The organism is Rhizobium sp. AN68, assembly GCF_030758035.1.
In the GTDB taxonomy this organism is placed as follows: domain Bacteria; phylum Pseudomonadota; class Alphaproteobacteria; order Rhizobiales; family Rhizobiaceae; genus Agrobacterium; species Agrobacterium tumefaciens.
Map to the genome: position 1 here is coordinate 440,683 of NZ_JARWMI010000003.1, position 24,287 is coordinate 464,969.

At 58.5% G+C, this 24,287-nt stretch carries 25 protein-coding genes and 2 pseudogenes; 12 read left to right on the forward strand and 15 right to left on the reverse strand.

Annotated elements, in window-relative coordinates:
• Window positions 1-511: 511 nt before the first annotated feature.
• From RBH71_RS15155 to RBH71_RS15225, 15 genes and pseudogenes are all read right to left on the reverse strand, one after another.
• Window positions 512-1,522, reverse strand: coding sequence for a flagellin (locus tag RBH71_RS15155; protein ID WP_003515059.1), 1,011 nt, complete (start codon window positions 1,520-1,522; stop codon window positions 512-514).
• 372 nt (window positions 1,523-1,894) lie between these two features.
• On the reverse strand, window positions 1,895-2,632 hold the full coding sequence (fliP, locus tag RBH71_RS15160; protein WP_003515060.1) for a flagellar type III secretion system pore protein FliP: 738 nt from the start codon (window positions 2,630-2,632) through the stop codon (window positions 1,895-1,897).
• Window positions 2,629-3,129: a flagellar basal body-associated FliL family protein gene (locus RBH71_RS15165; RefSeq protein WP_003515061.1), complete on the reverse strand. Its 501-nt coding sequence runs from the start codon at window positions 3,127-3,129 to the stop codon at window positions 2,629-2,631. Before RBH71_RS15165 ends, fliP begins: the two co-directional genes overlap by 4 nt.
• 28 nt (window positions 3,130-3,157) lie before the next feature.
• Window positions 3,158-3,874: a flagellar basal body L-ring protein FlgH gene (gene flgH / locus RBH71_RS15170; RefSeq protein ID WP_003515062.1), complete on the reverse strand. Its 717-nt coding sequence runs from the start codon at window positions 3,872-3,874 to the stop codon at window positions 3,158-3,160.
• The gene (locus RBH71_RS15175; protein ID WP_003515063.1) at window positions 3,871-4,407 is read right to left on the reverse strand and encodes a MotE family protein; all 537 of its coding nucleotides are present in this window, start codon (window positions 4,405-4,407) and stop codon (window positions 3,871-3,873) included. The genes flgH and RBH71_RS15175 overlap by 4 nt, the downstream gene beginning before the upstream one ends.
• Window positions 4,404-5,525: a flagellar basal body P-ring protein FlgI gene (locus RBH71_RS15180; RefSeq protein ID WP_003515077.1), complete on the reverse strand. Its 1,122-nt coding sequence runs from the start codon at window positions 5,523-5,525 to the stop codon at window positions 4,404-4,406. Before RBH71_RS15180 ends, RBH71_RS15175 begins: the two co-directional genes overlap by 4 nt.
• On the reverse strand, window positions 5,522-6,010 hold the full coding sequence (flgA, locus tag RBH71_RS15185) for a flagellar basal body P-ring formation chaperone FlgA (protein ID WP_013635474.1): 489 nt from the start codon (window positions 6,008-6,010) through the stop codon (window positions 5,522-5,524). The genes RBH71_RS15180 and flgA overlap by 4 nt, the downstream gene beginning before the upstream one ends.
• Before the next feature lie 20 nt (window positions 6,011-6,030).
• On the reverse strand, window positions 6,031-6,819 hold the full coding sequence (gene flgG / locus RBH71_RS15190; protein WP_003515079.1) for a flagellar basal-body rod protein FlgG: 789 nt from the start codon (window positions 6,817-6,819) through the stop codon (window positions 6,031-6,033).
• A 122-nt stretch (window positions 6,820-6,941) separates the two neighbouring features.
• Window positions 6,942-7,277 carry a flagellar hook-basal body complex protein FliE gene (locus RBH71_RS15195; RefSeq protein WP_003515080.1) on the reverse strand — a complete coding sequence of 112 codons (336 nt, stop codon included), beginning with the start codon at window positions 7,275-7,277 and terminating at the stop codon, window positions 6,942-6,944.
• A complete protein-coding gene (flgC, locus tag RBH71_RS15200; protein WP_003515081.1) occupies window positions 7,274-7,693 on the reverse strand; it encodes a flagellar basal body rod protein FlgC in 420 nt (139 codons plus the stop codon). The genes RBH71_RS15195 and flgC overlap by 4 nt, the downstream gene beginning before the upstream one ends.
• Before the next feature lie 3 nt (window positions 7,694-7,696).
• Window positions 7,697-8,089: a flagellar basal body rod protein FlgB gene (flgB, locus tag RBH71_RS15205; protein ID WP_003515082.1), complete on the reverse strand. Its 393-nt coding sequence runs from the start codon at window positions 8,087-8,089 to the stop codon at window positions 7,697-7,699.
• A 238-nt stretch (window positions 8,090-8,327) separates the two neighbouring features.
• Window positions 8,328-8,900 carry a hypothetical protein gene (locus RBH71_RS15210; RefSeq protein WP_003515083.1) on the reverse strand — a complete coding sequence of 191 codons (573 nt, stop codon included), beginning with the start codon at window positions 8,898-8,900 and terminating at the stop codon, window positions 8,328-8,330.
• A gap of 3 nt (window positions 8,901-8,903) precedes the next feature.
• Window positions 8,904-10,311, reverse strand: a pseudogene (fliI, locus tag RBH71_RS15215) (flagellar protein export ATPase FliI).
• Window positions 10,312-10,322: 11 nt separating this feature from the next.
• Window positions 10,323-11,057: a flagellar basal-body rod protein FlgF gene (gene flgF / locus RBH71_RS15220; RefSeq protein ID WP_003515085.1), complete on the reverse strand. Its 735-nt coding sequence runs from the start codon at window positions 11,055-11,057 to the stop codon at window positions 10,323-10,325.
• A 1-nt stretch (window position 11,058) separates the two neighbouring features.
• Entirely contained in the window at window positions 11,059-11,838 is a 780-nt protein-coding gene (locus tag RBH71_RS15225; protein WP_003515087.1) for a DUF1217 domain-containing protein, read from the reverse strand.
• Between the two features lie 184 nt (window positions 11,839-12,022).
• Here RBH71_RS15225 and motA point away from each other — a divergent pair, with 184 nt between their 5' ends.
• From motA to RBH71_RS15285, 12 genes and pseudogenes are all read left to right on the forward strand, one after another.
• Window positions 12,023-12,895 (forward strand): flagellar motor stator protein MotA, encoded by an 873-nt coding sequence (gene motA / locus RBH71_RS15230; protein WP_003515090.1) that lies wholly within the window; start codon window positions 12,023-12,025, stop codon window positions 12,893-12,895.
• Window positions 12,892-13,850, forward strand: a pseudogene (locus RBH71_RS15235) (FliM/FliN family flagellar motor switch protein). The gene motA and the pseudogene RBH71_RS15235 overlap by 4 nt, the downstream one beginning before the upstream one ends.
• 64 nt (window positions 13,851-13,914) lie before the next feature.
• Complete coding sequence (fliN, locus tag RBH71_RS15240; protein ID WP_003515093.1) at window positions 13,915-14,454, forward strand: flagellar motor switch protein FliN; 540 nt, start codon at window positions 13,915-13,917, stop codon at window positions 14,452-14,454.
• A 27-nt stretch (window positions 14,455-14,481) separates the two neighbouring features.
• Window positions 14,482-15,525 (forward strand): flagellar motor switch protein FliG, encoded by a 1,044-nt coding sequence (fliG, locus tag RBH71_RS15245; protein WP_003515095.1) that lies wholly within the window; start codon window positions 14,482-14,484, stop codon window positions 15,523-15,525.
• Between the two features lie 126 nt (window positions 15,526-15,651).
• On the forward strand, window positions 15,652-16,734 hold the full coding sequence (gene flhB / locus RBH71_RS15250; RefSeq protein WP_003515096.1) for a flagellar biosynthesis protein FlhB: 1,083 nt from the start codon (window positions 15,652-15,654) through the stop codon (window positions 16,732-16,734).
• A gap of 5 nt (window positions 16,735-16,739) precedes the next feature.
• Complete coding sequence (locus RBH71_RS15255) at window positions 16,740-17,177, forward strand: hypothetical protein (protein WP_003515097.1); 438 nt, start codon at window positions 16,740-16,742, stop codon at window positions 17,175-17,177.
• A gap of 306 nt (window positions 17,178-17,483) precedes the next feature.
• Window positions 17,484-18,776 (forward strand): flagellin, encoded by a 1,293-nt coding sequence (locus tag RBH71_RS15260; RefSeq protein ID WP_003515098.1) that lies wholly within the window; start codon window positions 17,484-17,486, stop codon window positions 18,774-18,776.
• Between the two features lie 251 nt (window positions 18,777-19,027).
• Complete coding sequence (locus tag RBH71_RS15265; RefSeq protein ID WP_003515099.1) at window positions 19,028-19,678, forward strand: hypothetical protein; 651 nt, start codon at window positions 19,028-19,030, stop codon at window positions 19,676-19,678.
• Window positions 19,675-20,961 (forward strand): MotB family protein, encoded by a 1,287-nt coding sequence (locus tag RBH71_RS15270; RefSeq protein WP_003515100.1) that lies wholly within the window; start codon window positions 19,675-19,677, stop codon window positions 20,959-20,961. Before RBH71_RS15265 ends, RBH71_RS15270 begins: the two co-directional genes overlap by 4 nt.
• A complete protein-coding gene (gene motC / locus RBH71_RS15275; protein WP_003515101.1) occupies window positions 20,958-22,235 on the forward strand; it encodes a chemotaxis protein MotC in 1,278 nt (425 codons plus the stop codon). Before RBH71_RS15270 ends, motC begins: the two co-directional genes overlap by 4 nt.
• Window positions 22,232-23,587, forward strand: a complete 1,356-nt coding sequence (locus tag RBH71_RS15280; RefSeq protein ID WP_003515105.1) for a flagellar hook-length control protein FliK — start codon at window positions 22,232-22,234, stop codon at window positions 23,585-23,587. Before motC ends, RBH71_RS15280 begins: the two co-directional genes overlap by 4 nt.
• A complete protein-coding gene (locus RBH71_RS15285) occupies window positions 23,535-24,101 on the forward strand; it encodes a lytic transglycosylase domain-containing protein (protein WP_019564301.1) in 567 nt (188 codons plus the stop codon). The genes RBH71_RS15280 and RBH71_RS15285 overlap by 53 nt, the downstream gene beginning before the upstream one ends.
• The last annotated feature ends 186 nt before the right edge of the window (window positions 24,102-24,287 follow it).

The following is a 24,287-nucleotide window of genomic DNA, read 5'->3' on the forward strand; positions in this document are numbered from 1 at the left end:
TAACCTGCTGATTTTTAATGGTTAGCTCGCCGTTTCGATGGCTCTAGCTAACCTCCATATGGTTAATGAAGAGCTAAGGGTCGCAAAAAAATGCACACGCTGAGATTTTATTATGCAATCTTCGCGCGCATGCGCGCGTAGCCTGAAATGTTTAAAAAATAATAAAGCCGCACCCGTTTCCGGATGCGGCTTTGGTAAAAGGGCAATACGCTTGGGTCAGCCTCCGTCACGTTTGCCTGTTTCACGCAATTGCAAGACAGTCAGCCTCCGCTTGCGATCCTGCGTGTTGTGTCATTCAGGCCAGCGGCTATCCGCCTGTCCATGCCCAAAATCTGACAGCCGGTGCTTTCCAATTCCCTAATTTCAGGGCGCTCCCGGCGCTTCGCTCAAATCGTGGTAAATGCTTTCAAAGCAAGGATGGTAAACGAAATCTTCCCGTTTGCGGAGCACTCCACAAATGCAAAACCGCGCCCTTTCGGGCGCGGCTCGACTTTTGTAATTTTCGGTCCGATTAACGGAAGAGCGACAGGATGTTCTGCGAGTCGCTGTTGGCGATCGACAGAGCCTGGATTGCCAGCTGCTGCTGCGTCTGCAGAGCCTTGAGGCGGGTCGACTCTTCGTTCATGTCAGCGTCAACCAGACGGCCGATACCCTTTTCCATCGTTGCCGTCAGCTTGGAAACGAAGTCGCCCTGCATCGAGATGCGGTTGGAGACCGCGCCCAGATCGGCAGCAGCGCTGTTGAGGGTTTCAAGCTGCTTGTCAACGTGGGTGATGAGCTTGTCGAGGATGTCGTTGTCCGTTGCAGCGGCAGTGCCGAGCATGGTGGCACCAGCGCCCTTGTAGATGCTCAGGTCGGAAATATCGAGGTTCGAAACCGACTGCTTAACGCCATCTGCGACAGCTGCCTTGTCGAGGATGCCCGTACCCTTGCCGTCTGTTACAGCGCCGGTATCGAACAGAACGTTCGAGCCGCTGAGCTGCAGATCGACGCGCTGAACCTTGACGGCGCCAGCGGAGTCACGGGTGAAGGAAGCAACAACCTGCTTCTTCAGGTTGGCAATAGCCGCATCGTCAGTACCGGCAGCAAATGCTGCGCCGTCGTTGGATGCTTTCGTCTTCAGCCAGTTTTCACCGTTGAAGGTCGCGGAGTCGGCGATCGACGTCAGCTGCTTCTGGAGCTGGCCGATTTCCTTCTGGATCTTCTTCTTGTCGGCAGTCGGGTCCTGGGCAAGGATCAGCTTGTCCTTGATTTCCTGAACGACCTTGATCGTCGCTTCCATGCCGGAGTACGCGGTGTCGACCTTGGCTGCGCCGATGCCGAGTGCGTCAGAAACGGTGGAGAGCGCCGAAGCGTCCGAACGCATCGTGGTCGCGATGGACCAGTAAGCGGCGTTGTCGGAGGCGGAGCCTACCTTCAGGCCGGTCGAGATACGACCCTGCGTGGTCTCCATGTTGTTGCCGATCGAACGCAGCGTCTGGAGAGCAGCCATAGAGGAGGCGTTGGTGAGAATGCTTGCCATAGTATTTTGTCCCTTGTTTTTACGAGATACTGGAGTTGGGGACATTCCGGACTTTGTATTACCGGTCACAACGTTTCGGCTTCATGCCACTCGGTTCCGAATTACTTGCCTTTGGAAACCAAACCCGCTGTGTGTAGGGAGAATTTGGCAGCAAAGAATTGCCCAATTGTTAATTTGAGCATTAAGAAATACTAGAAAATACTTATGGTTACTGCGAAGTATATTTAATTGGTAAGTTTTTAATTTAAAATTATAGTTATCCGACCCCTAGCAAAAACGGTAACCAAAGGGTTAAAACGCGAAAACCCCGCAGCCGTGGGGCTGCGGGGTTAACAAACAGGATTAACGAAGATTATTTCGGCACAATTGCCGTCAGTTGAACGATCTCACAAGGCTGCCGACCAGCAGGTTCCAGCCGTCGATCAGCACGAAAAAAAGGATCTTGAACGGCAGGGAAATCGAGGTGGGTGGCAGCATCATCATGCCCATGGCCATGGTGATGGTAGCGACGATGAGATCGATGACCAGAAACGGCAGGATGATTAGGAAACCGATCTCGAAACCGCGCCGGATTTCCGAAAGCATGAAGGCCGGAACGAGCACGCGGTAGTCGACAACATTGTCGGTCATCACGACCTGTCCGCGCTCGCGGGCGATATCGACGAACAGCTTCAGATCCTTGTCGCGCGTATTGGCGTTCATGAAGGTGCGGAAGGGTTCGGCGATGCGCCCAATGGCCTGCTGTTCGTTGATCTGGTTCTGCAACAACGGCTGCACGCCGTCTGTCCAGGCTTTATCGAAGGTCGGCGACATGACGTAGAAGGTCATGAACATCGCCATGGACAAGAGGATCATGTTCGACGGGGTCGAGGCAAGCCCCATGCCGGAGCGCAGGATCGAAAAGGCGATCACGAAGCGCGGAAAGCTCGTGACCATGATCAGGATGCCCGGCGCGACTGACAAGACCGTCAAAAGGCCGAAGGTGCGAATGATCCATGCGGCGACGGATCCGTCTATCTGTGTATTGAACAGATCGGTCGGAAATTGCTGGGCGTTGGCAAGGCCCGGCAAAGCCAGAAGAACAGCGATGGTAACAAGAAATCGAATCATTCGATGACAAAGGTCCGGAACATGACCTTGGATACGCGCCCTTGAGAGCGCAGGTCAACTCGTTCCTGAATGTCATCCTTAAGATATTGAAAGCCGCGCGGGCCTTCCAGCTGCTGAAGGGAAACGGTGCGGACGTAGGCCATGATATCCTGATGGATATCCTCCGCGAGATTGACCTCGACCGGACCCTTGAACATCAGCGCCACTTCAAGCCGCACCCAGTTCGTGGAGGGGTATGCAAGGTTGGTGGTGATGGGATCGAGCTGGACGATACCGTTCGCCTCTGCCGGGATTTTATCGATGCCCTCGCCCTTCTTCTCGCCATGTTCGCCGGCGGCAGCCGGGGCATGCGCCTCGGCGCCGGCGATCTTCGGGGCGACCATGCCGCCCACGAACCAGCCGCCGCCCGCACCCAGCAGGGTGAGGATTGCAACGCCAGCGATGGTCATGACCATCGGCGAGGATTTTTTCTTGCTCTCAGTCTGTTCGTTTTCCATGGGTCAGTCCCGCTTTCGCATGTCGGCGTCAGAGCGGCGAGAACAGGTCGACGACCTGCTGACCGACCGGGGGTTGCTGCACTTCCGTCAGGCGGCCGCGGCCACCGTAGGAGATGCGCGCCTCGGCGATGCGCTCGTAGGAGATCATGTTCTGCGCATCGACATCCTGCGGCCTGACGATACCGCCGACGTTGAGGATGCGGATTTCGTGATTCACGCGCACTTCCTGCGAACCGCTTATGATGAGGTTGCCGTTTTCGAGAATGCCGGTCACCACGGCCGCCACCATCAGCGTCAGCTTTTCGGAACGCTTGGTCTTGCCCTTGGCCTGGGTGTCTGTGTCGGAGCCGTATTTGATGTTGGAATCTGCCTCCGGCGTCCAACCTAAGATTTCCGCCTTTGCCTTCCAGTTCAGGCCGCTGGAATTGGTACGGTTGCGCTCGGTTTCGTTGTCGAAATCGGCCTTGTCGTTGATCTGGATGTTGACGGTCAGGATGTCGCCGATGTTAAGCGCACGTAGATCCTTGAACAGCGCACCCTGGCTGTCGCTCCACAACGAATAGCCGCTCGCCATGTGCTTTGGCTGCTTCGGATACATGCCCATCTGCGGCGTCTGGCTGAATTGCAGGCCGCTGCCGATCGGGCTCATCGCGGGAGCGTTGCCGATTTCCTTCAGGGTCTGGTTGTTCTGGCAGCCGGCAAGCAGGGCAAGCGGCAGGAGGAGGGCCGGAAGACGCGGGGTCATGAAGGATCCTTCGAAGTGTTTTTGTCGATTGCCTGCGACATGATGCCGGCGACTATTGCGGCTTTCTGAGCATCCATTTCACTGAGGATGAGGCCCGATTGGCGCGGCGGAAGCTGCATGATGATGGCAGCCGCGATTTCCACATGCATCTTCTCGAGCTGCGGTGCTGCGGCATCCGCCTTCATCGTCTTGTAGATATCGACCAGATTGCTTTTCGCCTGCTCGAGGAAATGATTGCGGCGTGCCAGCCAGTCCTCATATTCCGCCTTGCGGTCCTGCAACGCGGAAATGCGCTCGTTGACGTCAGCCTGAAGCTTTTCCAGCTCCTGCTTCTGCATGAGATAGCGCTGGTCGCGGGCCGCATCGGCAATATTGGTGCAGAATTTCTGGATTTCATCCTGCGTGCTGAGTTCGGACACCACGTTTTGCTGGCTTTCGGCGCCGGCGGCGGGCAGCAGGAAAAGCAGCGAGGCAATGGCCGCGAACCGGGTAAAGCCGTTCCTGAAAGCAGTTTTCTTCTGAAGTTCCATCATTGCAGCACGAGCTCCGCCTGAAGGGCGCCGGCGGATTTGATGCCTTGCAGAATGGCGATGATGCCGTCCGCCTTGAGCCCGATGCTGTTGAGACCGGCAACCAGCGTGCGAAGGTCAGGGCCTTCGACGATGGCGACCTTGCTGCCTTCCTGCAGTGCCATGATATCCGTCTGCGGTTGCACCGCCGTCTCGCCGCGCGAGAAGGGCGCCGGCTGGATGACCTGCGGCGATTCCGTCACCTGCACGGTCAGCGTTCCATAGCTCACCGCCACGCGGGAAATACGCACATCCGCGCCGATGACGATCGTGCCCGTGCGCTCGTTGATCACGACTTTCGCCGGCGTATCCGTCTGGACCGTCAGGTTTTCGATTTCCGCCATCAACCGCGTCAGGTCGGCGGTGCGGGGCTTCTGCACCGAGATTTCCTGCGAATCGCGCGGTTCGGCGATGCCATCGCCGTAACGGGCGCGGGCAAAGGCGTTAACGACATCTGCGACGCGCACCGCGGTCGAAAAATCGGGATTGCGCAGCTGAAGGACCAGATTGACCGAATCCTTGAATTTCGACGGCAGTTCCCGCTCGATGATCGCGCCGTTCGGCACGCGCGCCGAGGTCGTGACGCCCTGCGTCAATGTCGCTGCGTCGCCCTGGGCCGAAAAGCCGTTGACGATCAGTGCTCCCTGAGCGACCGCATATATCTGCCCGTCTGCACCGGAAAGCGATGTCATGATGAGGTTGCCGCCGCGAAGCGAGGAGGCGTCGCCGAGCGAGCTGACGGTCACGTCTACACGGCTGCCGGGGCTGGCGAATGGCGGCAGGTTGGCCGTCACCATCACGGCGGCGATGTTCTTGGCATTGGACTGGCCGCCCTGCGTGGTGATGCCGAGGTTCTGCAGCATGGCGCGCATGGACTGTTCGGTGAAGGGTGAAGAGCGCAGGCTGTCGCCGGTGCCCTGTAGGCCCACGACGAGACCATATCCGATCAGCTGGTTGTCGCGTCCGGCCTGCAGGGATGCGATATCCTTGATACGGGACGTGTCTGCCTGGGCTGGCGGCGTCGAGATGAAGGGCAGGGCCGAAATGACCAGAGCCGCACAGAGGATACGAAGCACTTTCATTTCGCCATAACCTGAATGGTTCCGTCCTTCATGACGGTACCGCTGACCATCACGCCGGAATCGATGTTGCGTACCCTTACGACCTCGCCGAGCGAGCCGTCGCTCATGGGTGTTCCGGACGCCATCAGCGTCATGTTGCCGATGTGGAAAACGAGTTTGACGCTCGTGCCGCGTACCACAAGTGACGGTTCACGAAGCGCTGCAATGGGGATTGTGCGGCCGGGAAGCAATGTCTGCTTGGAGATCATGCCTTCCACTTCGCTGATATCGCTCGCGTAACCAGCGGAAATGTTGGGGTTGGTCACTTCCACCGGCTTCACCTGTTCGGGCGTGATCGTCTCGCCCGGATAGATCGTGCGAGTAGGAACCAGCGCCGTCGGTGCCTGTGCAAAAGCGGGAGCCATGGCACCCAGTGAAAAGGCAGACGCAAGGCACATACGGACGAGTGCCGTTCTGCAGCTGCTATGTTTCCGGCCAAACCTCATGTCCGCCTGCCTTTCCGTTCTTACTTCAGGTTCTTGCTGACAATCGAAGCCATTTCGTCAGCGGTGGTGATGACCTTGGAATTCATCTCGTAGGCGCGCTGCGCCGTGATGAGGTCGGTGATTTCCTTGACGGCATCGACGTTCGAGCCTTCGAGGTAGGATTGCTTGATGTAGCCGTAGCTCGGATCGTCAGGCACGCCGATAACGGCGGCGCCGGAGGCCGGCGTCTGGGAAAACAGGTTGTCGCCGAGCGGCTTCAGACCCGCCTCGTTGGCAAAGTTGGCGATGGTCAACTGGCCGAGTTCAGTGAAATCCGCAGCGTTGCCGATGCGGGCGGTCACCTGACCCGTGCGGGTGATGGTGATGTCCTGCGCGTCGGTCGGGATATTGATGTTCGGGATGACATTGTAGCCATCAACCGTCACGAGGTTGCCGTCAGCATTCTTGTTGAAGGCGCCGGCGCGGCTGTAGAGCGTCGAACCGTCGGCCGCCTCGATCTGAAACCAGCCCTGGCCGATGATTGCCACGTCGAGCTTGTTGCCGGTTTCGATCAGGTTGCCCTGGGTGTGGATGTTGCGCACCGCGGAAGTCTGCACGCCGAGGCCGATATTCGCTCCCTCAGGCACGATCGCCTGGTTGGCACGGTTCGGCACACCCTGCATGCGTTCGGTCTGGTACAGAAGATCGGTAAACTCTGCACGCGCGCGCTTATAGCCGGTGGTGTTGATGTTGGCGATGTTGTTGGCAATGACTTCCAGATTGGTCTGCTGGGCGTCCATACCGGTGGCAGCGATGGCAAGAGCTCTCATGTCATTTTTCCTGCGGGGCTAGAGCATTTCCAGTAAAGGCGCGGAGCGGTTCTGCGTCCGGAAAGTGCTTAAAAACAAAGGCCTAGAGCGCGGCCAACGATTGGCGTCAAACCGGACGCGCTCTAGATCTGCATCTTGGTAATGTCGAGATAGGCCGACACGATCTTGTCGCGGAACGCGATGGCCGTTTGCAGCGACTGCTCGGCCGAAAGCACGGCATCGACCACTTCGCGTGTGTTTGCCTTGCCCTGAATACCTTCGAAGGAGGCCACTTCCGCCTTCTTCAGGTTGTTCATCGCATCCGTCGACATATTGCCGAGAACGCTTGCGAAGCTTGCGCCTGTCTGCTGGGCGGGCGTCGTCTGCTGGCTGCCGAAAATGCTGTCGGTCAGCGAAGAGACGTTGCTCGTGCCACGCGTGAGCGAGAGGGAACCGAGTTGTTTGATGCCGTCGATCATTGCGATGCTTTCAGAAGGTCGATGGTGGAGGCGACGAGGTCGCGTGTCTGGCGGATGACCTGGAGGTTGGCGTCGTAGCTGCGGTTGGCTTCGCGCATATCCGCCATTTCGATCAGAACGTTGACGTTCGGCATCTTGACCATGCCGCTGGTGTCGGCGGCCGGATTGCCGGGGTCGTATTCATGGACGAAATCGCCGCGGTCGACGCCAAGCTTCTTTACCGTCACGCGCTGCACGCCGCTTACGCGGTCAAGCTCGGAGCCGAATGTCACGGTCTTGCGGCGATAGGGGTCGGCGCCAGGCGTGTCGCCGGTCGATCTTGCGTTGGCAATGTTTTCCGAAACGATACGCAGTCGGGTGGACTGCACTTCCAGGCCGCTGCCCGCGATCTTGCTCGCCGCACTCAAGGGATCCATGGTTTACCTCTTTACCGTCATCAGCATCATGCGATGGAAGGATTTGACGAGACTGGCGTTCAGGTCGTATTGCCGCTTGATCTCGCCGGTCTTGGTCATTTCCTCGGCAAGCGCGACCGAATTGCCGGACTCCTGCATGCCGATCTCGTTATTGATCGGGTTGTCGCGCACCGCGATATTTTCGCTGAGCTCGCTTGCACCGAAATGGGCGGGATGGGTCTTCGCCATGCCGACCTGCTGGCTGGTGGCCTGCATGACCGCTTCGAAAGGACTGACATCCTTGGCGTGAAACTTGGGTGTGTTGGCGTTGGCGATGTTGGTCGCCACGACTTCCTGCCGCACGCTCAGCCATTCCGCTTGGCGGGAGGCCAGATCGAACAGTTGAATCGGTTGCATAGACTTCTCCATCTCGTATGGCCCGAACCTAAGGTGCTAATCTTGCGTCAGACTTGCGGGGAGGGGCGGAGGTGCGGAAGCACTGGAGAATCTGATCCCGAAGGCGATTGCGAAAACAAAAATGGCGCGCCGGCAAATGCGGCACGCCCTAGGATCGACTAGTGAATTACGAAGACGTCTCCGTCCCGCCGGACTGGATTCGGGGACGGCCGTAAACTTCAGCAGAGTGCCGGTCTGACTACTTCTCGGGATGATAGGTTTTACCGGAAGAGGTCTCTATCATCCACTCGCCGTCGCGCTGCTCGATTTTGGTCAGGCGCGCATTGTCGGGTAATGTGGAGCCCACCCGCACCATATACATGCCCGATCCGTCCTCGATGAGGGCGCGGCCGTTGGAGACATGAAGCAGGCGGAAGGAGGTCTGGCCGGGGAAGGGCTGGTCTTCAAGCCCTGCGGCGAGATTGTTCTGCTTTTCCTTACCCTTTTCGCTGACCGTCGCCGTCGTCAGCATGTCCGGCAATTCGCCGGGCGCTGGCGCGTCTTCCTTGTTGCGATTGGTCATGGCCAGGGGCGAAACGCTGAAGACTTCACGCGGACCGGTATGGGGCAGGTCGCGCGTGCGGTCGCCGTCTGCCACTCTCATTCCAAACTTGTCCTCGTTGAAGAACACGTACCAGGGGAAAAATGCGGCGGCGGCGGCAAGTCCTATTCCCGTCCACGCGAGAATACGGTCGGGCGTGAAGAAGGGAGGCTGCGGCTGTACGTTCTCGAGGTCGTTATCGTCGATCTTGTCGATCTGTTTCTTTTTCACGGGTCAGCCTCTCATTCTCGGGTTTACCTGTGGCTGATTATTTTGCACTCCACCGCGCAACGCGGTCGCCAGATCGGCGTAGGCGTCCTGCGCCGCCGGTTCATTCGGAAGCTGTTTCAGCGTTTCATAGATGATTGGAACCTGTTTCACCGCCATGTCGAGATCGGGATCGGTGCCGGGTCGATAACCGCCGATGAGGCGCAGATCCCGCGTTTCCTCAAAGCGGTGCACCAGCGCTTTCAGACGCGACACCAGCTTTTCCTGATCCGGTGTCCATGCCTTCTTGGCGAGACGCGAGATCGAGGCCAGAGGATTGATCGGAGGATAGCGGCCTTCTTCTGCAAGGCTGCGATCCAGCACGATGTGGCCGTCGAGAATACCGCGGGTCGAGATCGGCAATCGGATCGTTGTGGTTGTCGCCGTCCACCAGAATGGAGACGATGGCGGTGATGGTACCGCTGCCTTCGGCGCCGGGTCCCGCCCGCTCCAGAAGGCGCGGCAATTCGGTGAAGACCGAGGCCGGATAGCCGCGTGCCACCGGCGGTTCACCCGAAGCGACCGCCACTTCGCGGATCGCATGGGCAAAACGGGTCACGCTGTCGATGATAAGAAGGACGTTGTCGCCTCTGTCACGGAAATATTCGGCAATGGTGACGGCCGAAAGCGGCGCCATCTTGCGCAGCATCGGGCTTTCGTCGCTGGTCGCGACAACGGCGACGGACTTGCCCATATTCTCGCCCATCGTATCCTCGATGAACTCGCGCACTTCGCGACCGCGCTCGCCGACAAGCCCGATGACGACCTTGTCGAAGGCATCGGCCTTGGCAAGCATCGATAGGAGCGTGGATTTGCCCACGCCTGACCCCGCAAAAATGCCGAGACGCTGGCCAAGGCAGAGAGGCGAGAAAATATCGATTGCCCGGACACCCGTCTTGAAAGGCGTCTCCACCCGCTTGCGCGTCATCGACGGCGGTGCATTGCTGGAAATCGGACGGCGCTCCGTGCCTGATGCAAGCGGACCCTTGCCATCGATGGGTTCGCCAAGCGCATTGATGGTGCGGCCGCACCAGCTGTCGTCAGGCGCAACGCGGAAGGCACCCTTGCGGATGACGGTGTCGTGAATGCCAATCGGCTCGCCCGGTTCGATGGGGCAGACGTAGCAGATATCGGGTTCCACGCGCACGACTTCGCCGAGATGGATACCGGTCGCGCTGCGATGGGCGACGAACTCGCCCAGCCTCACATGCCGCGACAGGCCGGAAACCGTGTAGTGTCCGGCGGCGATGGTGCGGACATGGCCGCCCGGCGCCACCGAAAACTCCGGATCGGCATAGTGTCCGGCAAGGCTGGCCAGCTGGGCGAGCTTCGGTGAAATCGCCTCGACCGTGAGCGTGGATTCCGGCATTGTCATCGCTCAGTTCCTTAACGTGCGCCGCCAAGCGTCTTGATGGCATCGCCGAAAGTGGATTCGGTATCGCGCATCAGCGACGAAATGCTCTCGAAGGCCCGGTTGACCTGGATGAGCTGCGTCATCTGGGAAATGCCGTTGACGTTCGACTGCTCGAGATAACCCTGAACGACGCCGACCTCGTGATTGTTGACGACCGGCGTCGGCGGGGCCACGGGCTTCACGCCGCTATTGGGATGGCGCAGGAAGCCTTTCGAGAAATCCGCCTGGAAGATACCGAGCGTGGCGACGATGTTGTCGTTCTGCCTGATAGCGCCATCGAGACTGACGGTGATCGGGCCACCATTCGCATTGAGCTGGATGGGACCGCCGCCGGCGTCGAGAACCGGATAACCGCTTGAGGAGATGAGCGCGCCGTCCGGGCGCATGGTGAAACGCCCGTCGCGGCTCAGGATCTGGCCGTCGGGTGTGTCCATCGCGAACCAGGCATCGCCCTTGATGGCGAAATCGAAACTATTGCCAGTCTGTTCGAAGGCGCCCTGACGGGTGGAGAGATAGTCGTTACCCTGCGATACGAACGCCACCTTGGCATTCATGTCATTGTGGTTCTTGGCGACCATTTCGTCGAATTTCACTTCGGAACCGCGGAAACCCACCGTGTTCGCATTCGCCATATTGTCGGAAATGGTGGTGAGACGACGCTCCAGCGCAATCTGCGAGGAAAGGGCGACGTATAGTCCGGATTGCATATCATTTGCCTCCGAGTTTCAGGGAGTTGATGGAGATCAGCAGGTCCGGGGAAATGCCGTAGCCGCTGGAGGAGCCGAAAACGGCCAGAGGATCATAGGTCGTGGAGGGATTTTGCATCTCCCACATGATGGTGAAACGCTCGAGCAGCTTGCCGACCTTTTCAGGATTTTGCAGATCCTTGATATTGATGGATTTTTCGATGAGCGCGGCCTGTTTTTCGACGCTTCCTGCCGCAATTTCGTCAGGCAGGTTGTAGGCGGTGCGGAACACCTGCGCGAGCGCGTCGTCGGCTAGAAAATCGAGACCCGATTTGATCGTTGGTGCCTTGCGCTCGAAGTAAAGAGCAAGCCGGACACCGTTATTGTCGCCGCCCGCCTCCTGCTCCAGCGTCTGGCGGGTGTATTTGCTGATGATGCCGGACTGGGCCGCTTCGGTCGCAGTTGCAGCTGCACCGAGACTTGCAAAGTCGAGCGATTTCGCAAGGTCCGAATAGCGGCTGTCGGAAAGCTTGTTGGCGAAGGCGTTCTTGTCGGCCGTGCCTTCGGTCAGCACCTTGCGGATGAAGGCTTTCGCATAGGCCATGTCCTCGAGGCCGTTAGCTTTCAGCGCATAATTGTAAAGACGGGTATCGGCCATGAAGTCGTCGACGGATTTCACGCTGCCGATCTTCGACCGGTAATATTCGGTTTCGCGCGCCACGTCGGGTTGCTTCGACACACGCTCAAGCGATTTGCCGATGTCCTGACTGATCAGTCTGTAGCTGGTGTAGGTGGAAGTCACTGAACCGCCGCTCTCGTTTGATCCCGATACCAAGGCGCACGTCCGCCTTTGTCGGGATAATGCCGGATGTTGCTTGTGCGAAACTGGCTGCAGTGACGAGGGACAGAGGCTCCGCGGACAGGTTCACGCAAGCCACATTTTCTAGAGATGGCGGCATGGAACACTGTTCGGGCGTGGTCGATCAATGAATATTGTAATTGGACTTATAATCACCTTCGGCTGCATCATCGGCGGCTACATGGCGATGGGCGGCCATCTGGACGTGCTGGTTCAGCCGTTCGAATTGTTGATTATCGGCGGTGCCGGCCTCGGCGGCTTCATCATGGCGAACCCGATGAAGGTCGTGAAGGATTCGGGCAAGGCGCTCGGCGAGGCCTTCAAGCACTCGGTCCCGAAGGAGCGCAACTATCTCGACGTACTCGGCGTACTTTATTCGCTGATGCGCGACCTGCGCACGAAATCGCGCAACGAGATCGAGGCGCATATCGACAATCCGGAAGAATCCTCGATCTTCCAGAGTGCACCCTCGGTGCTGAAGAACAAGGAGCTGACGTCGTTCATCTGCGACTACGTCCGCCTCATCATCATCGGCAACGCGCGCAGCCACGAAATCGAAGCACTGATGGACGAGGAAATCGAGACCATCCTGCACGACAAGCTGAAACCTTACCACGCGATCACCACCATGGGCGATTCCTTCCCCGCCATCGGTATCGTCGCGGCGGTTCTCGGCGTCATCAAGGCCATGGGCAAGATCAACGAATCACCGGAAGTGCTGGGCGGCCTCATCGGCGCCGCACTGGTGGGCACCATGCTCGGCATCATCCTGTCCTATTCGATCTGCAACCCGCTCGCTTCGCAGGTCAAGATCGTCCGCACCAAGCAGCACCGCCTCTACATCATCGTCAAGCAGACGCTGATCGCCTACATGAACGGCTCGGTGCCGCAGGTCGCGCTTGAATACGGGCGCAAGACCATCTCCAACTACGAGCGGCCGTCCATCGACGCCGTCGAACAGGAGATGATGAACCCCGGCGGCGAAAACAAGGCGGCATGACCATGGCTAAAGCTGCACAGCAAAGAGCACCCGTCATCGACACGTCGCTGCTCGCGAAACTTACCGGCGGGCTTTCCGACCGCAAGACAATCGCGAAGGTCGGTTCCGATATCGGCCATCTCTACAGCGAATTCCTGCCTGATATCTTTCACAGCGAGACCGGCATTGCGATAGACGTCGAATATATCGGCTCCGATCGGGGCTGATGACCGATCTCATCGCCAATATCGGCGGCAATTTCTCGGTTGCGGATTGTTCTCTGCGCAACTGGTGCCCCAATTTCATGATGGCGGTCGGCAACGGCTTCGTCATCGCGCTCATGGAGCGCATGCTGGGCGCCGCCGCCGACACCATCGGCGAGCCGGACGAGCGCAGCCTGTCCCACATCGAACTCGACCTGGCGGCCATGGTTCTCGGGCGCATCGGGGGTGTCCTGCGGTCGGGCGTCAACGCGCCGGGCGGTTTCGAGGCGACGATCGACCCGCCCTTTACGGCCAATGGAAAAAGCGCCTTCGAGGAGATGATCGCCGGCCTCTACGGCGTGACAGTCCGCATGAAGATCGCCATCGGCAAGGTTTCTTCGGAATTCGCGCTGATCGTGCCGCAGCGGCCCCTTCTCAAGACCTCCATCGCCGCTCCCAAGGCTTCAGCCCAGGCGCTGAAGAAGCAGGCGGAATGGGTGGATTTGATCTCTGAGCAGGTGAAGAGATCGCAGGTAACGCTCGAGGCGCGCATCAAGCTCGAAACCTTGACCCTGCGGACGATCTCCAGGCTGGTGGCCGGCGACGTCATTCCGTTTCAGGATCTGAAGCAGGACGACATCGGCGTTGAGGTCAGCGCCAACGGCTCCAAGCTCTATAATTGTGAATTCGGCAAGTCCGGCGACCGCTACATGGTTCGGGTAAAGAACAATGTCAGCACGGACGACGAGATCTTGCGACATCTGATGGGTTAAAACCTGTCCACCTTTTTTGGGTTCTGGGCAGGCTGACGCAAGTTTCAAAGGGAATAATCAGCGCATGGCTACGAAGAAAACACCTGTGACCGATGATATGGCGCTGCCGTCGCTTGAAGACGGCGGTGAGCTCGACCAGGCTATCGGCGATCTGCGTGGCGTCCTCAAGACGGATGCGGAAGGTTCGCTGTCCGACTTTGGCGACTTCGGGGATTTCGGGAGCGTTGACGACGCTTCCGCCGACAGCGACCTTTCCGCCTTCGGTGGTGGAGCGGGCGATTTTGCAATGAACGATTTCGCGGCCACCCCACAGGTCGCGGGCATCAAGGCGCCGCTCGGCAGTGGCCTGTCCGACAATATGGACCTGATCATGGATATCCCGATCGATGTCCAGATCGTTCTCGGCACCAGCCGCATGCTCGTCTCGGGTCTGATGAGCCTTGAAGAGGGTGCAACGATCGCGCTTGACCGCAAGATCGGTGAACCGGTCGAGATCATGGTGAATGGCCGCCGTATTGCGCGCGGTGAAATAACGGTACTTGAAGACGACGATACGCGCTTCGGCGTAAAATTGATTGAAGTAATGAGTACGAGAAAAGCCTGATCCCTGTGGGGACGGAGAGGAAAGACCATGATGGACTTCGAGGATTTCGGTAACCCGCTGGCAGGGAAACCGTTGTCTCAGGCCGACAAGGCGGCCGCGGTGCTTCTTGCCATGGGCAAGGGCGTCGCCGGCAAGCTGCTGAAATTTTTCACGCAGCACGAATTGCAGATGATCATTTCCTCGGCCCAGACGCTGCGTGTCATTCCCCCTGACGAACTCGCCCAGATCGTGGCGGAGTTCGAAGACCTGTTCACGGAAGGAACGGGTCTGATGGACAATGCCAAGGCGATCGAAAGCATTCTCGAAGAGGGCCTGACACCGGAGGAGGTGGACAGCCTTCTCGGCCGTCGTGCAGCCTTCCAGGCCTATGAAGCGTCGATCTGGGATCGCCTGCAGGAAGCGGAGCCGGAATTCGTCGGCAAATTCCTGCTGCGCGAGCATCCCCAGACCATCGCCTATATCCTCTCCATGCTGCCCTCGTCCTTCGGTGCCAAGGTCCTTCTGACCATTCCCGAAGAGCAGCGCGCCGATATCATGAACCGCACGGTGAACATGAAGGAAGTCAGCCCCACGGCTGCCCAGATCATCGAGAAGCGCGTGGTCAACCTCATCAACGAGATCGAAGCAGAGCGCAATGCGGGCGGCTCCACGAAGGTTGCCGACCTGATGAACGAAATGGAAAAGCCGCAGGTCGATACGCTGCTCAGCTCGCTCGAAACGCTCAGCAAGGAAGCTGCCAACAAGGTCAAGCCGAAGATCTTCCTCTTCGACGATCTCATGTTCATGCCGCAGCGCAGCCGCGTCCTGCTGCTCAACGATGTCTCGGCGGACGTTCTCACCATGGCGCTGCGTGGCGCAACCATGGAAATCAAGGAATGTGTGCTGTCCAGCATCAGCCCGCGCCAGCGCCGTATGATCGAATCGGACCTCGCCGTGCCGCAGGCTTCCATCAACACCCGCGAAGTGGCGATTGCACGCCGCGCCGTGGCGCAGGAAGCGATTCGGCTGGCCAATTCCGGTCAGATTCAGCTGAAGGAAGCCTCCACAGAGGAACAATCCGCAGCAGCCTGAGCGGAAGCCGGTTGATAACCCGCCTTACAGGCAATGCCGGCCATTGCGATGGCCGGTCTCGGGCGCTAGTTTCGGAATGACTGCCTGCCGCGATCGGCGGGCCTTTTTTTATCCCGGGAACGTGCCTTGGCAGACGATCAGGACAAGGACAGTAAAACAGAAGACCCAACGGAGAAAAAACTCCGTGATGCGGCGGAAAAGGGCAATCTTCCCTTTTCCCGCGAGGTGCCGATCTTTGCTTCGTCACTCGCCTTTTACTGCTATCTGGTTTTCTTTTTGCCCGACGGCGCCGGTCGCCTCGGCGTAACGCTGAAGGACCTGTTCGGCCAGCCCGAACAATGGAACCTCAGCACCAGGCCGGATGCCCTGTCGCTGCTTTATTTCCTCGGCACGTCCATGGCCTATCTGCTCATGCCGGCCATGATCATGTTCATCGTCTTCGGCCTTGCCTCCTCGTTTTTCCAGAACCTGCCGTCGCCCGTGCTTGAGAGGGTGCGTCCGCAATGGTCGCGCATCTCGCCCGCAAAGGGGTTCGGCCGCATCTACAGCAAGCAGGGATTTGTGGAATTCGGCAAATCGCTGTTCAAGATCTTGATCGTTTCGATCATCATGTTCCTGTCTCTGCGCGGCGATTTCTACAGTCTCATCGACCTGATGTTCTCCGACCCGCAGGTCATTTTCGTCAGGGTTGTCGAGCTCACCAAAAAGATGATGGTCGTGATTCTCTTTTCGACCGCGCTGCTTGCCGCCGTCGACCTTTTGTGGACGCGCCACCACTGGTTCAGCCAGCTAAAAATGACGAAGCATGAGGTGAAGGAAGAGTACAAGCAATCGCAGGGCGACCCAGTGGTCAAAGCCCGTCAGCGTTCGGTCGCCCGTGACCGCGCCCGCCGCCGCATGATCGACAATGTGCCGCGCGCGACACTGGTGATTGCCAACCCGACACACTTTGCAGTGGCGTTGCGTTACGTTCGCGAAGAAGGCGACGCGCCTGTCGTCGTTGCCAAGGGTCAGGACCTTATCGCATTGAAAATCCGCGAGATTGCGGAGAAAAATAATATCCCCGTTTTTGAAGATCCGCCGCTCGCACGCTCCATGTTTGCGCAAGTCTCGATCGATAGTGTGATTCCACCAGCTTTTTACAAGGCTGTAGCTGAGCTCGTTCATCGGGTTTACGCCATGAAGTCATCGAAAATACGGGTTCAATAAAACCAATGAAAAAATCCGCCTATTCTGAAAAGCGGGAAATGATCGTCGCAGAGGCGATCAACCCGATCGCCACCGAACTGCGCCTGCTCGATCCGGCCGACCTGATTTCATTGCTCAGATTCGAGTGCTACGGCAGCATTGCCGACCTCGTCTCGTCGGCCGCGGAGCTTTATTATCATCCGGGCACGATCAATTTCGGTGCCGGTGGCGAATACAGGCTCGAATGGGAAGGGGCGCCGGAGATCGTCCTCGATCTCGAACTGAAACCGCACGGCGCGACGGTTTATGCGCAATTGATTCTGGCCAACGAGCACGCTGCGGTCGAGATCAATCATGTTTCGTTTCAGAACCCTTCGGAAAATCCGGACGAGAACACCGAATTTCTCCGTCAGAGCCTGACGGCTGCCCGATTCGTGTCGGCCCGCCAGGGCGAAGCGGCCTGAGCCAGTCCAGCGGACATTTTCGTATATTATCCATTGCGCCTTCCGAATTCGCGGGCGCGCTGGCTTCATTCGGGCGTTTTTTCACCCGACCTTGCCTGAAGCGTGTCGGTTTATGCAAAACCGGCGTGTGAAGGCAAGGAACGCCTTGCAAATCAGCGTTGTTGTTTGGTACCTATCGAATTAACGATTTGTTAACGAACGGCAGGTCGCGGTGGCTCTTTTTACCATCGCTGATGCGCATGATGCCTCTGCTCGTTTTCGGCGCAGCGCCGGATTTTTCCCGACAGTACCAATTGGGTGGACCCAATGACCAGCATTTTGACCAATGCGGCGGCGATGGCCGCGCTGCAAACCTTGCGCATGATCGACAAGAATCTCGAGACGACGCAGGCGCGTGTGTCGTCCGGCTACCGTGTCGAAACGGCGGCGGACAATGCCGCCTACTGGTCTATCTCCACAACCATGCGCTCCGACAATGCAGCGCTCTCGGCCGTGCAGGATGCATTGGGACTGGGCGCCGCCAAGGTTGATACGGCCTATGACGCTCTTGCGAACTCGATCGAGGTCGTCAAGAAAATCAAGGAAAAGCTTGTCGCCGCCTATGGCGTCGGGGCTGACCGCGGCAAGATCCAGGACGAAATCAAGCAGCTTCAGGAACAGCTGAAGAGCACGTCGGAATCTGCCTCCTTCTCCGGCGAGAACTGGCTGCAGGCCAGCATCAGCAATGGTGGCACGCCGCCGGTTGTAGAACCCATCACCAAAAAGGTCGTCGCGTCCTTCACGCGCACCGGTTCGGGCAATGTCGGCGTCACCACGGTTGACTATGTGCTGGACGGCAGTGCCGTGCTTTTCGACCTCAGCGGCGGAAAACTCGGTATTCTCGACAAGAGCGCCGTTTTTGTCGCGAAGACGGAACAACAGATCACCCAAACATCGACGACAGCCGGCGTGACCACCAATGCGGGTTACGTCGTCAAGAAATTGACGGACGCGGAAATCGGCACGCTGAATGCGGCGACGCCGGATACGAATGCCGACCCGAGCGTCTACAGCAACGGAACGGTGAATTATCTTCGTTTGTCCGAGAATACCTGGGTCAAGGTGACGGCGACCAACCCTTCGAGCGGCACCACCACTGTCGCGGCGGCCTATCGGGACACAGGCAGCAACGATTGGTTCTATGACACGACCGGTGCGCCGACCTCCGTTGCCAGATCCCTCGGTCTTTCCGTCTCCACGCTCGATCTCGACAATCTCGATGTCGTGGCGGCAGCGATGAGCGGTTTTTCCGGTGGCACCACGAACTACACCGCTTCCGACGCCATCGATGTGATGATGAGTTTTGTCGACAAGCAGCTCGAAGCCATGACCAGTACGGCCTCCAGCCTCGGCTCACTACAGAGCCGCATCAACATGCAGGAAAACTTCGTCTCGACCCTGATGGACGTGATCGACAAGGGTATCGGCCGTCTCGTGGATGCGGATATGAACGAGGAATCGACCAGGCTGAAGGCTCTGCAGACACAGCAGCAGCTCGGCATCCAGGCGCTGTCGATCGCCAATGCCAACGCGCAAAACATCCTTCAGCTCTTCAAGTAAACCGGCGTCGGTCCGGCGGGTTCGGGGGAGTTGGTTGCAAGGTTTCTGAAAACGGGGCCCGCCTTCATCCTCGCACAAGTTTGAACACCTAACGTCGGGGCAATATCGGGTGGATCGCATGGCGTGATCCGGCCGGAAACAATTGAAGAGACGGGCAGGGTAGCAAGGATGACGGTGGTGCCGCCAAACGGCTTTGATCGCAGGCAACGAAACATGTCTCGCCCCTTTGGCCTGTTTTGCCGGGGGCGGGCATGAGCGCGTCCATTGCAAGATATCTCAAGGATTTCGGTGACGTGCAGCCCGCGGGACTGACGTTCGGCGAACCGTTGGCGGATGTCGACGGCATTTCCGGTTTTGGCGATATTGCGTCCGGTTTCGATGAATTCGAGCCGCTCGACGTCGAAAGCGAAAAACAGGCCGCCTATGCCCGTGGTCACGAGGATGCGACCCGCGAGATCACGGAGAAAATGCAGGCCGAGCGCGAGGAGCTTCTTGCTGCTCATGCCGCAGAACTCGAAGGCTTACGTTCCGTCTATCTGGAAGAAATTGCCGTTTTCCTGTCGCTAAGGCTGCGTGAAGGCATCGATGCGATCGCGACCAATCTCAGCGAACAGACCGCCAATATCCTTGCCCCGGTTCTGACCGAAGAGCTGTCGCTGAAGGCGGTTTCGGCGCTTGCGGATGTCGTTCGCGCTTCCATGCCGGATGGCGAGGCCGTGACCCTTGTCGTGAAAGGCCCGAAAGATTTGTTTGAGCAGCTGAAGACGCAGCCGGGCTTTGAAGAAGAGACGATGAAATTTATCGAGACGGCAGATATCGACCTCTCCGTTGAGTTGGGTGAAAGCGTGTTCGTCACGCGCATGTCCGCCTGGGCGTCCAGTCTTCGCAAGGTGATGAAATGAGTGAAGGCGAAAATCACCACCACGGCAAGAACGAGATCATCATCGTCAAACGCCACAAGGGCGGGCACGATGGCGCCCATGGCGGCGCGTGGAAGATCGCTTATGCCGACTTCATGACGGCCATGATGGCGTTCTTCCTCGTCATGTGGCTGGTCAATGCCGCAAACGAGGAAACCAAGGCCTCGGTCGCCAGCTATTTCAATCCGATAAAGCTGTCCGATGAAAAACCTTCGTCCAAGGGGCTGGAAAAACCCGTGGACAAGGAAGAGGGCGTCGAGAAGAAAGACCAGTCCAACATAAAGGCGGAAAAGGTCACCCAGGGCTCGGCCGCTGCGACAGGTGAAGACCTGACCTCGCAGACCGGGGAGCAGTCGAACTTCTCCGAAGCGGACTTTTTCGAGAATCCCTATTCCGTTCTGGCGGAAATTGCCCAGCAGGTCGGGCAGCAGGCCAATGTCAGCGCCAAGGGCGAAGGTGGTGCTGCCGATTCCGGCCCGGCGACGGGTGCGAGCGGCGGTGAGGCTTACCGCGATCCCTTCGATCCCGATTTCTGGACCCAGCAGGTGAAGATCACACGTGCGGACCAGCAGCAAAATCCGGTCGAACAGCAACAATCTGCCGAGAACAAGCAGCAGGACGCTGCCAAGGATAATGAAGCGGTTGCGGCTAAATCGTCTCAGCAGCCAGTCGATGGTGCAGATCACGGCAAGGCCATGGAAATCGCCGCCGTGGTGCCGCAGCAGCGGCCGGGTGCCGCCGAGCAGGCAGCACTTACGCAGCCTCAGCCGGAGCAGCAGCAGCAAGGTACTGCTGCGCAGAAGGAAGAGGCTAAAGAGCTGCGCGAAGAGATCGAGAAGCAGATATCCGGCATCAGCGGCAAGCTCGCCGAAGGTCTGGTGGTGACGCCCGCCGAAGGCGGATTGCTGTTGACCATTTCCGACCAGACGGAAACGCCGATGTTCAATGTCGGATCGGCTGTGCCCCGCGGCGAAATGGTTTTGGCCATGGAGAAGATCGGCAAGTTGCTTCAGGAGCGTGGCGGCAGCGTGGTGATCCGCGGCCATACCGATGGACGCCAGTTCAAGGGTGAGGCCAATGACAATTGGCGGCTTTCCATGGACCGCGCGCATAGCGCCTATTACATGCTGGTTCGCGGCGGCCTGTCGGAAGAGCGGGTGAAACAGGTTTCGGGTTTTGCGGATCGCAGATTGCAGGTGCCGGCAGACCCGCTGGCGAATGCGAACCGCCGTATCGAAATCCTGCTTGAGGCCGATCGGGGGTGAGTGTGACGAAATCCTCGAAACGTTGGGTTTTTCTTGCGGCGACACTGTGTGGTCTCGGTGCCGAACCGGCGAAGGTTTTTGCGCAATCGCAAGACAACCTCATGCCCTATGCCATGTTGCGCTCCCTGCAGTTCGTGCAGGATTCCGTCACCATGGGAGACCATTCGGCAACCGAAATGCAGCGGTTTCTGCTCCAGACGATCGACGAGCGGCTTAAGAGCGCACCTTCGGCGATCTTCAAGGATCCGCGCAATGTTGATGCGGCGCTTGTCTACGCGATGAGCGGCGGCAATCCGGCCACGCTCGAATTGCTCGTCGCGCGGGATGTGGACGGCAATTTCGACAGCCGCGTCGCCGATATTCTGCGCAAATATCTGTCCGGCAAGGGAACGCTGGTCGCCCAGAGCATCGCGGCCATGGTGCCCGAGTATCGCGGCACGAGAATTGGCGCCTATCTTGCACTGATCGGCGGCAATGTGACGATCCCCCGCGATCCGGTGGCTGCCCTCGGTTTCTATGACATAGCCCGGCTCGAAGCGCCCGGTACCATCGTGGAGGAGGCTGCACTCCGCCGCTCGCTTGCTATCGCCGTTGAAGACGGCGATGCCGGGCGTGGCGTCGAATATGCACAGCGTTACGCGCGGCGGTTCCTGCATTCGCCCTATGCCAGCCAGTTCGCGGACCTTCTGGTCTCACTGGTGGTCAAACGTGTCGATTCCATCGGGCACGACACGATAGAGGAAACATTCGCCATGATGGACGCGGAGAGGCAGAAGGAAGCTTATCTGCGCCTGTCCCGTCTCGCGGCGATCAGCGGCAAGGATTCGCTGGCGCGCATGGCGGCGTTGAAGGCGAAAGCGCTGTCGCCGGATATGCCGGACCAGCCGCAAGTTCAGGCAAATCTATATGAAAGCCTTTCCAATATCGGCACGCCCGATGTGGTGAGCGCGATTGAAACAATCGGGCAAATTCCCGAGGCCCAGCTTTCGGATCGCGACAGGGCCCTGCGGGACGCGGCAAGGGCAATCGCCGACCAGGTGGTTCGTCCGCCTTCCCCGCAGCCTGGCGCCGATCCCGGTGTCACGGCAGGGCAGGGGGCCGGGTCGGGCGCGCCCGCGAATGAGGCGGCCAGTGCCGAGACCAAGGGCATATGGAGAGTTGAAAACCACAAGGCTGAGGATGAGGGCGAGAACGTCCGGCAACTCGTGACGAGCGGCCGCAGTAAGCTCGATGAAATCGACAGCCTTTTGAAGAAAGGCGAGGGGGCACCATGATCGACGCAACCATCAACGCGATAGTGAATGCGCCATATAACGATCCGCGCGCTGGCAGCGCCAGTGTGAGGGACGACGCCAAAGGCGGAAGTTTCGGCGACACCCTCGCGACGGTCAGGGAAGAGCGCCCGCCGCAGGCACCGCATTCGCGTCATCAGCAGGAAGCGGGATCGGCTGAGGAGCAGAATGCGCAACCGGATGACGATGCTGAAAAGACGGATGTGCCGGTCAAGCGGCCCCCGAGCTTCCTGAACGTGATCGTCAAGGACCATTCCGGAGAAGGCCATGGTCACGAGGCGCTGGCGGAACTTCAGAATGCGATTAAGACGGCGCACACATCGCCTGAAAACGGCAAACCTGGCAAGAAGGTCAAGGACGCCGACAAGGAGAGCCAGACGGCGGCGGATGCAATCGATCCGAAGCTGGCAGAGCTGCAGACGCTCACGGCCAATGTCGGCGATATCGTGACAGCCAAGACGCCCCTTGAGGAAATTGCGCAGGCGATTGCCGGCAAGGCCGATGTCAAATCCGAAAAGGTCGAAACGGTCAGGGGTAAGGCTGATCCTCTGGCGAAGGACATGCACGCACGGACCGAGCTTGCCGGAAACGAAGCCGGATCCGGATCGGGCACTGAAGGCGACGCCTCGGCATTCCGCTTCGCATCTCCTCGTTCCGGCACGGCCCGCGCTCTCGATATGAGCACGGTTCAGCGGGATGGCCGTGTCGAGTTCGATGCCCGGGAAAGCAGTGGCAAGGCGACCGAGACGATTAGCGTTCTCGATTCGCGGCGGTTCATTGGTCTGGCACCATCATCCAACGCCTCGGCTCTGACTGGCCTCATCGCCAATGATTCTGAATGGGTTAGCGCTATGCAGCCCGGCTCGTCGCTGTCCAATGAGGCGGCCCAGAGCAGCACCGGCAAAGTCGTCCATACGCTGAAGCTGCACATGACGCCGATCGAGCTGGGATCGGTGACGATGTCGTTGCGTCTTGCCGGTGATGAGCTTGCCGTTCACATGACGGTGGAGAACGTGGCCGCCTACAAAAAGCTTCAGCAGGACAGCAAGAGCATCCTCGAGGGCCTCAAGGCGCAGGGTCTGACGGTCGATAACATCACGATCAGCATTGCTTCTTCTGACAAGAGTGACCAAACGGGCACACAAGCCAACAATCAGCAAAATCAGCAGGCGCAGCAGCAGGGCCAACAGGCCGCCGCAGGGCGCAACCGTGACGAGTCCGGCACACGCGGCGGACGGCAGGGCAATGGTGATAATTTGGGGGTGCATAATGAAGGCATGGATGGCGCTCTTGGCTCTGCCCGCACTTCTGCTGACAACGGCGTTTACCTCTGAAAACGCCTCCGCTTCGGCAACGTCAGGTGTCTGTGAAAGGGAAATTCAGTCCGCCGCCCGGAAATACGGCGTGCCGGAGGGAATTCTCTATTCTGTCGGCCTGACCGAGACCGGTCGCAAGGGTCGGCTTGACCCCAACGCCATGAATATTGAGGGAAAACCGGTATTTGCCTCCTCCACCGAGGAGGCATTGACCACTTTCGAGACGGCAAAGCGCAACGGCGCCAAGCTGATCGACCTCGGATGCATGCAGATAAACCACTATTTCCATGGCGAAAACTTCACATCCGCGCGTGAAATGTTCGATCCGCGCCGCAATGTCGAATATGCCGCCATGTTTCTGCGCAATCTCCACAACAGGCACGAAACCTGGACCATGGCGGTCGCCCGCTACCATGCCGGGCCCAACAACGACCCGGCTCAAAAGAAATATGTCTGCCGGGTGATCGCCAATCTGGTGGCGACGGGCTACGGAAAATGGACCGCCAACGCGAAAAATTTCTGCGACGGATAACAACCATCGATTGTTTTGATGCGGTCAAGGACTCGCAATTTGAAATGTGGCGAGAGAAAGCCCTAAAAAAGGCGCCGCAAGCGATTTTTTCGGATTTTTGAAATTTTTACACAAAAATTTTGTACCGTATATGGTTAACAACCACTATATATAGATCAAATCGGCACAAAATGGTTAATCAATTAT

Bases quoted from the DNA above. Each gene is read 5' to 3' on its own strand.
- RBH71_RS15155 (WP_003515059.1), bottom strand. From the start codon at position 1,522: ATGGCAAGCATTCTCACCAACGCCTCCTCTATGGCTGCTCTCCAGACG.
- fliP (WP_003515060.1), bottom strand. From the start codon at position 2,632: ATGATTCGATTTCTTGTTACCATCGCTGTTCTTCTGGCTTTGCCGGGC.
- RBH71_RS15165 (WP_003515061.1), bottom strand. From the start codon at position 3,129: ATGGAAAACGAACAGACTGAGAGCAAGAAAAAATCCTCGCCGATGGTC.
- flgH (WP_003515062.1), bottom strand. From the start codon at position 3,874: ATGACCCCGCGTCTTCCGGCCCTCCTCCTGCCGCTTGCCCTGCTTGCC.
- RBH71_RS15175 (WP_003515063.1), bottom strand. From the start codon at position 4,407: ATGATGGAACTTCAGAAGAAAACTGCTTTCAGGAACGGCTTTACCCGG.
- RBH71_RS15180 (WP_003515077.1), bottom strand. From the start codon at position 5,525: ATGAAAGTGCTTCGTATCCTCTGTGCGGCTCTGGTCATTTCGGCCCTG.
- flgA (WP_013635474.1), bottom strand. From the start codon at position 6,010: ATGAGGTTTGGCCGGAAACATAGCAGCTGCAGAACGGCACTCGTCCGT.
- flgG (WP_003515079.1), bottom strand. From the start codon at position 6,819: ATGAGAGCTCTTGCCATCGCTGCCACCGGTATGGACGCCCAGCAGACC.
- RBH71_RS15195 (WP_003515080.1), bottom strand. From the start codon at position 7,277: ATGATCGACGGCATCAAACAACTCGGTTCCCTCTCGCTCACGCGTGGC.
- flgC (WP_003515081.1), bottom strand. From the start codon at position 7,693: ATGGATCCCTTGAGTGCGGCGAGCAAGATCGCGGGCAGCGGCCTGGAA.
- flgB (WP_003515082.1), bottom strand. From the start codon at position 8,089: ATGCAACCGATTCAACTGTTCGATCTGGCCTCCCGCCAAGCGGAATGG.
- flgF (WP_003515085.1), bottom strand. From the start codon at position 11,057: ATGCAATCCGGACTATACGTCGCCCTTTCCTCGCAGATTGCGCTGGAG.
- motA (WP_003515090.1), top strand. From the start codon at position 12,023: ATGAATATTGTAATTGGACTTATAATCACCTTCGGCTGCATCATCGGC.
- fliN (WP_003515093.1), top strand. From the start codon at position 13,915: ATGGCTACGAAGAAAACACCTGTGACCGATGATATGGCGCTGCCGTCG.
- fliG (WP_003515095.1), top strand. From the start codon at position 14,482: ATGATGGACTTCGAGGATTTCGGTAACCCGCTGGCAGGGAAACCGTTG.
- RBH71_RS15255 (WP_003515097.1), top strand. From the start codon at position 16,740: ATGAAAAAATCCGCCTATTCTGAAAAGCGGGAAATGATCGTCGCAGAG.
- RBH71_RS15260 (WP_003515098.1), top strand. From the start codon at position 17,484: ATGACCAGCATTTTGACCAATGCGGCGGCGATGGCCGCGCTGCAAACC.
- RBH71_RS15265 (WP_003515099.1), top strand. From the start codon at position 19,028: ATGAGCGCGTCCATTGCAAGATATCTCAAGGATTTCGGTGACGTGCAG.
- RBH71_RS15270 (WP_003515100.1), top strand. From the start codon at position 19,675: ATGAGTGAAGGCGAAAATCACCACCACGGCAAGAACGAGATCATCATC.
- RBH71_RS15280 (WP_003515105.1), top strand. From the start codon at position 22,232: ATGATCGACGCAACCATCAACGCGATAGTGAATGCGCCATATAACGAT.
- RBH71_RS15285 (WP_019564301.1), top strand. From the start codon at position 23,535: ATGGCGCTCTTGGCTCTGCCCGCACTTCTGCTGACAACGGCGTTTACC.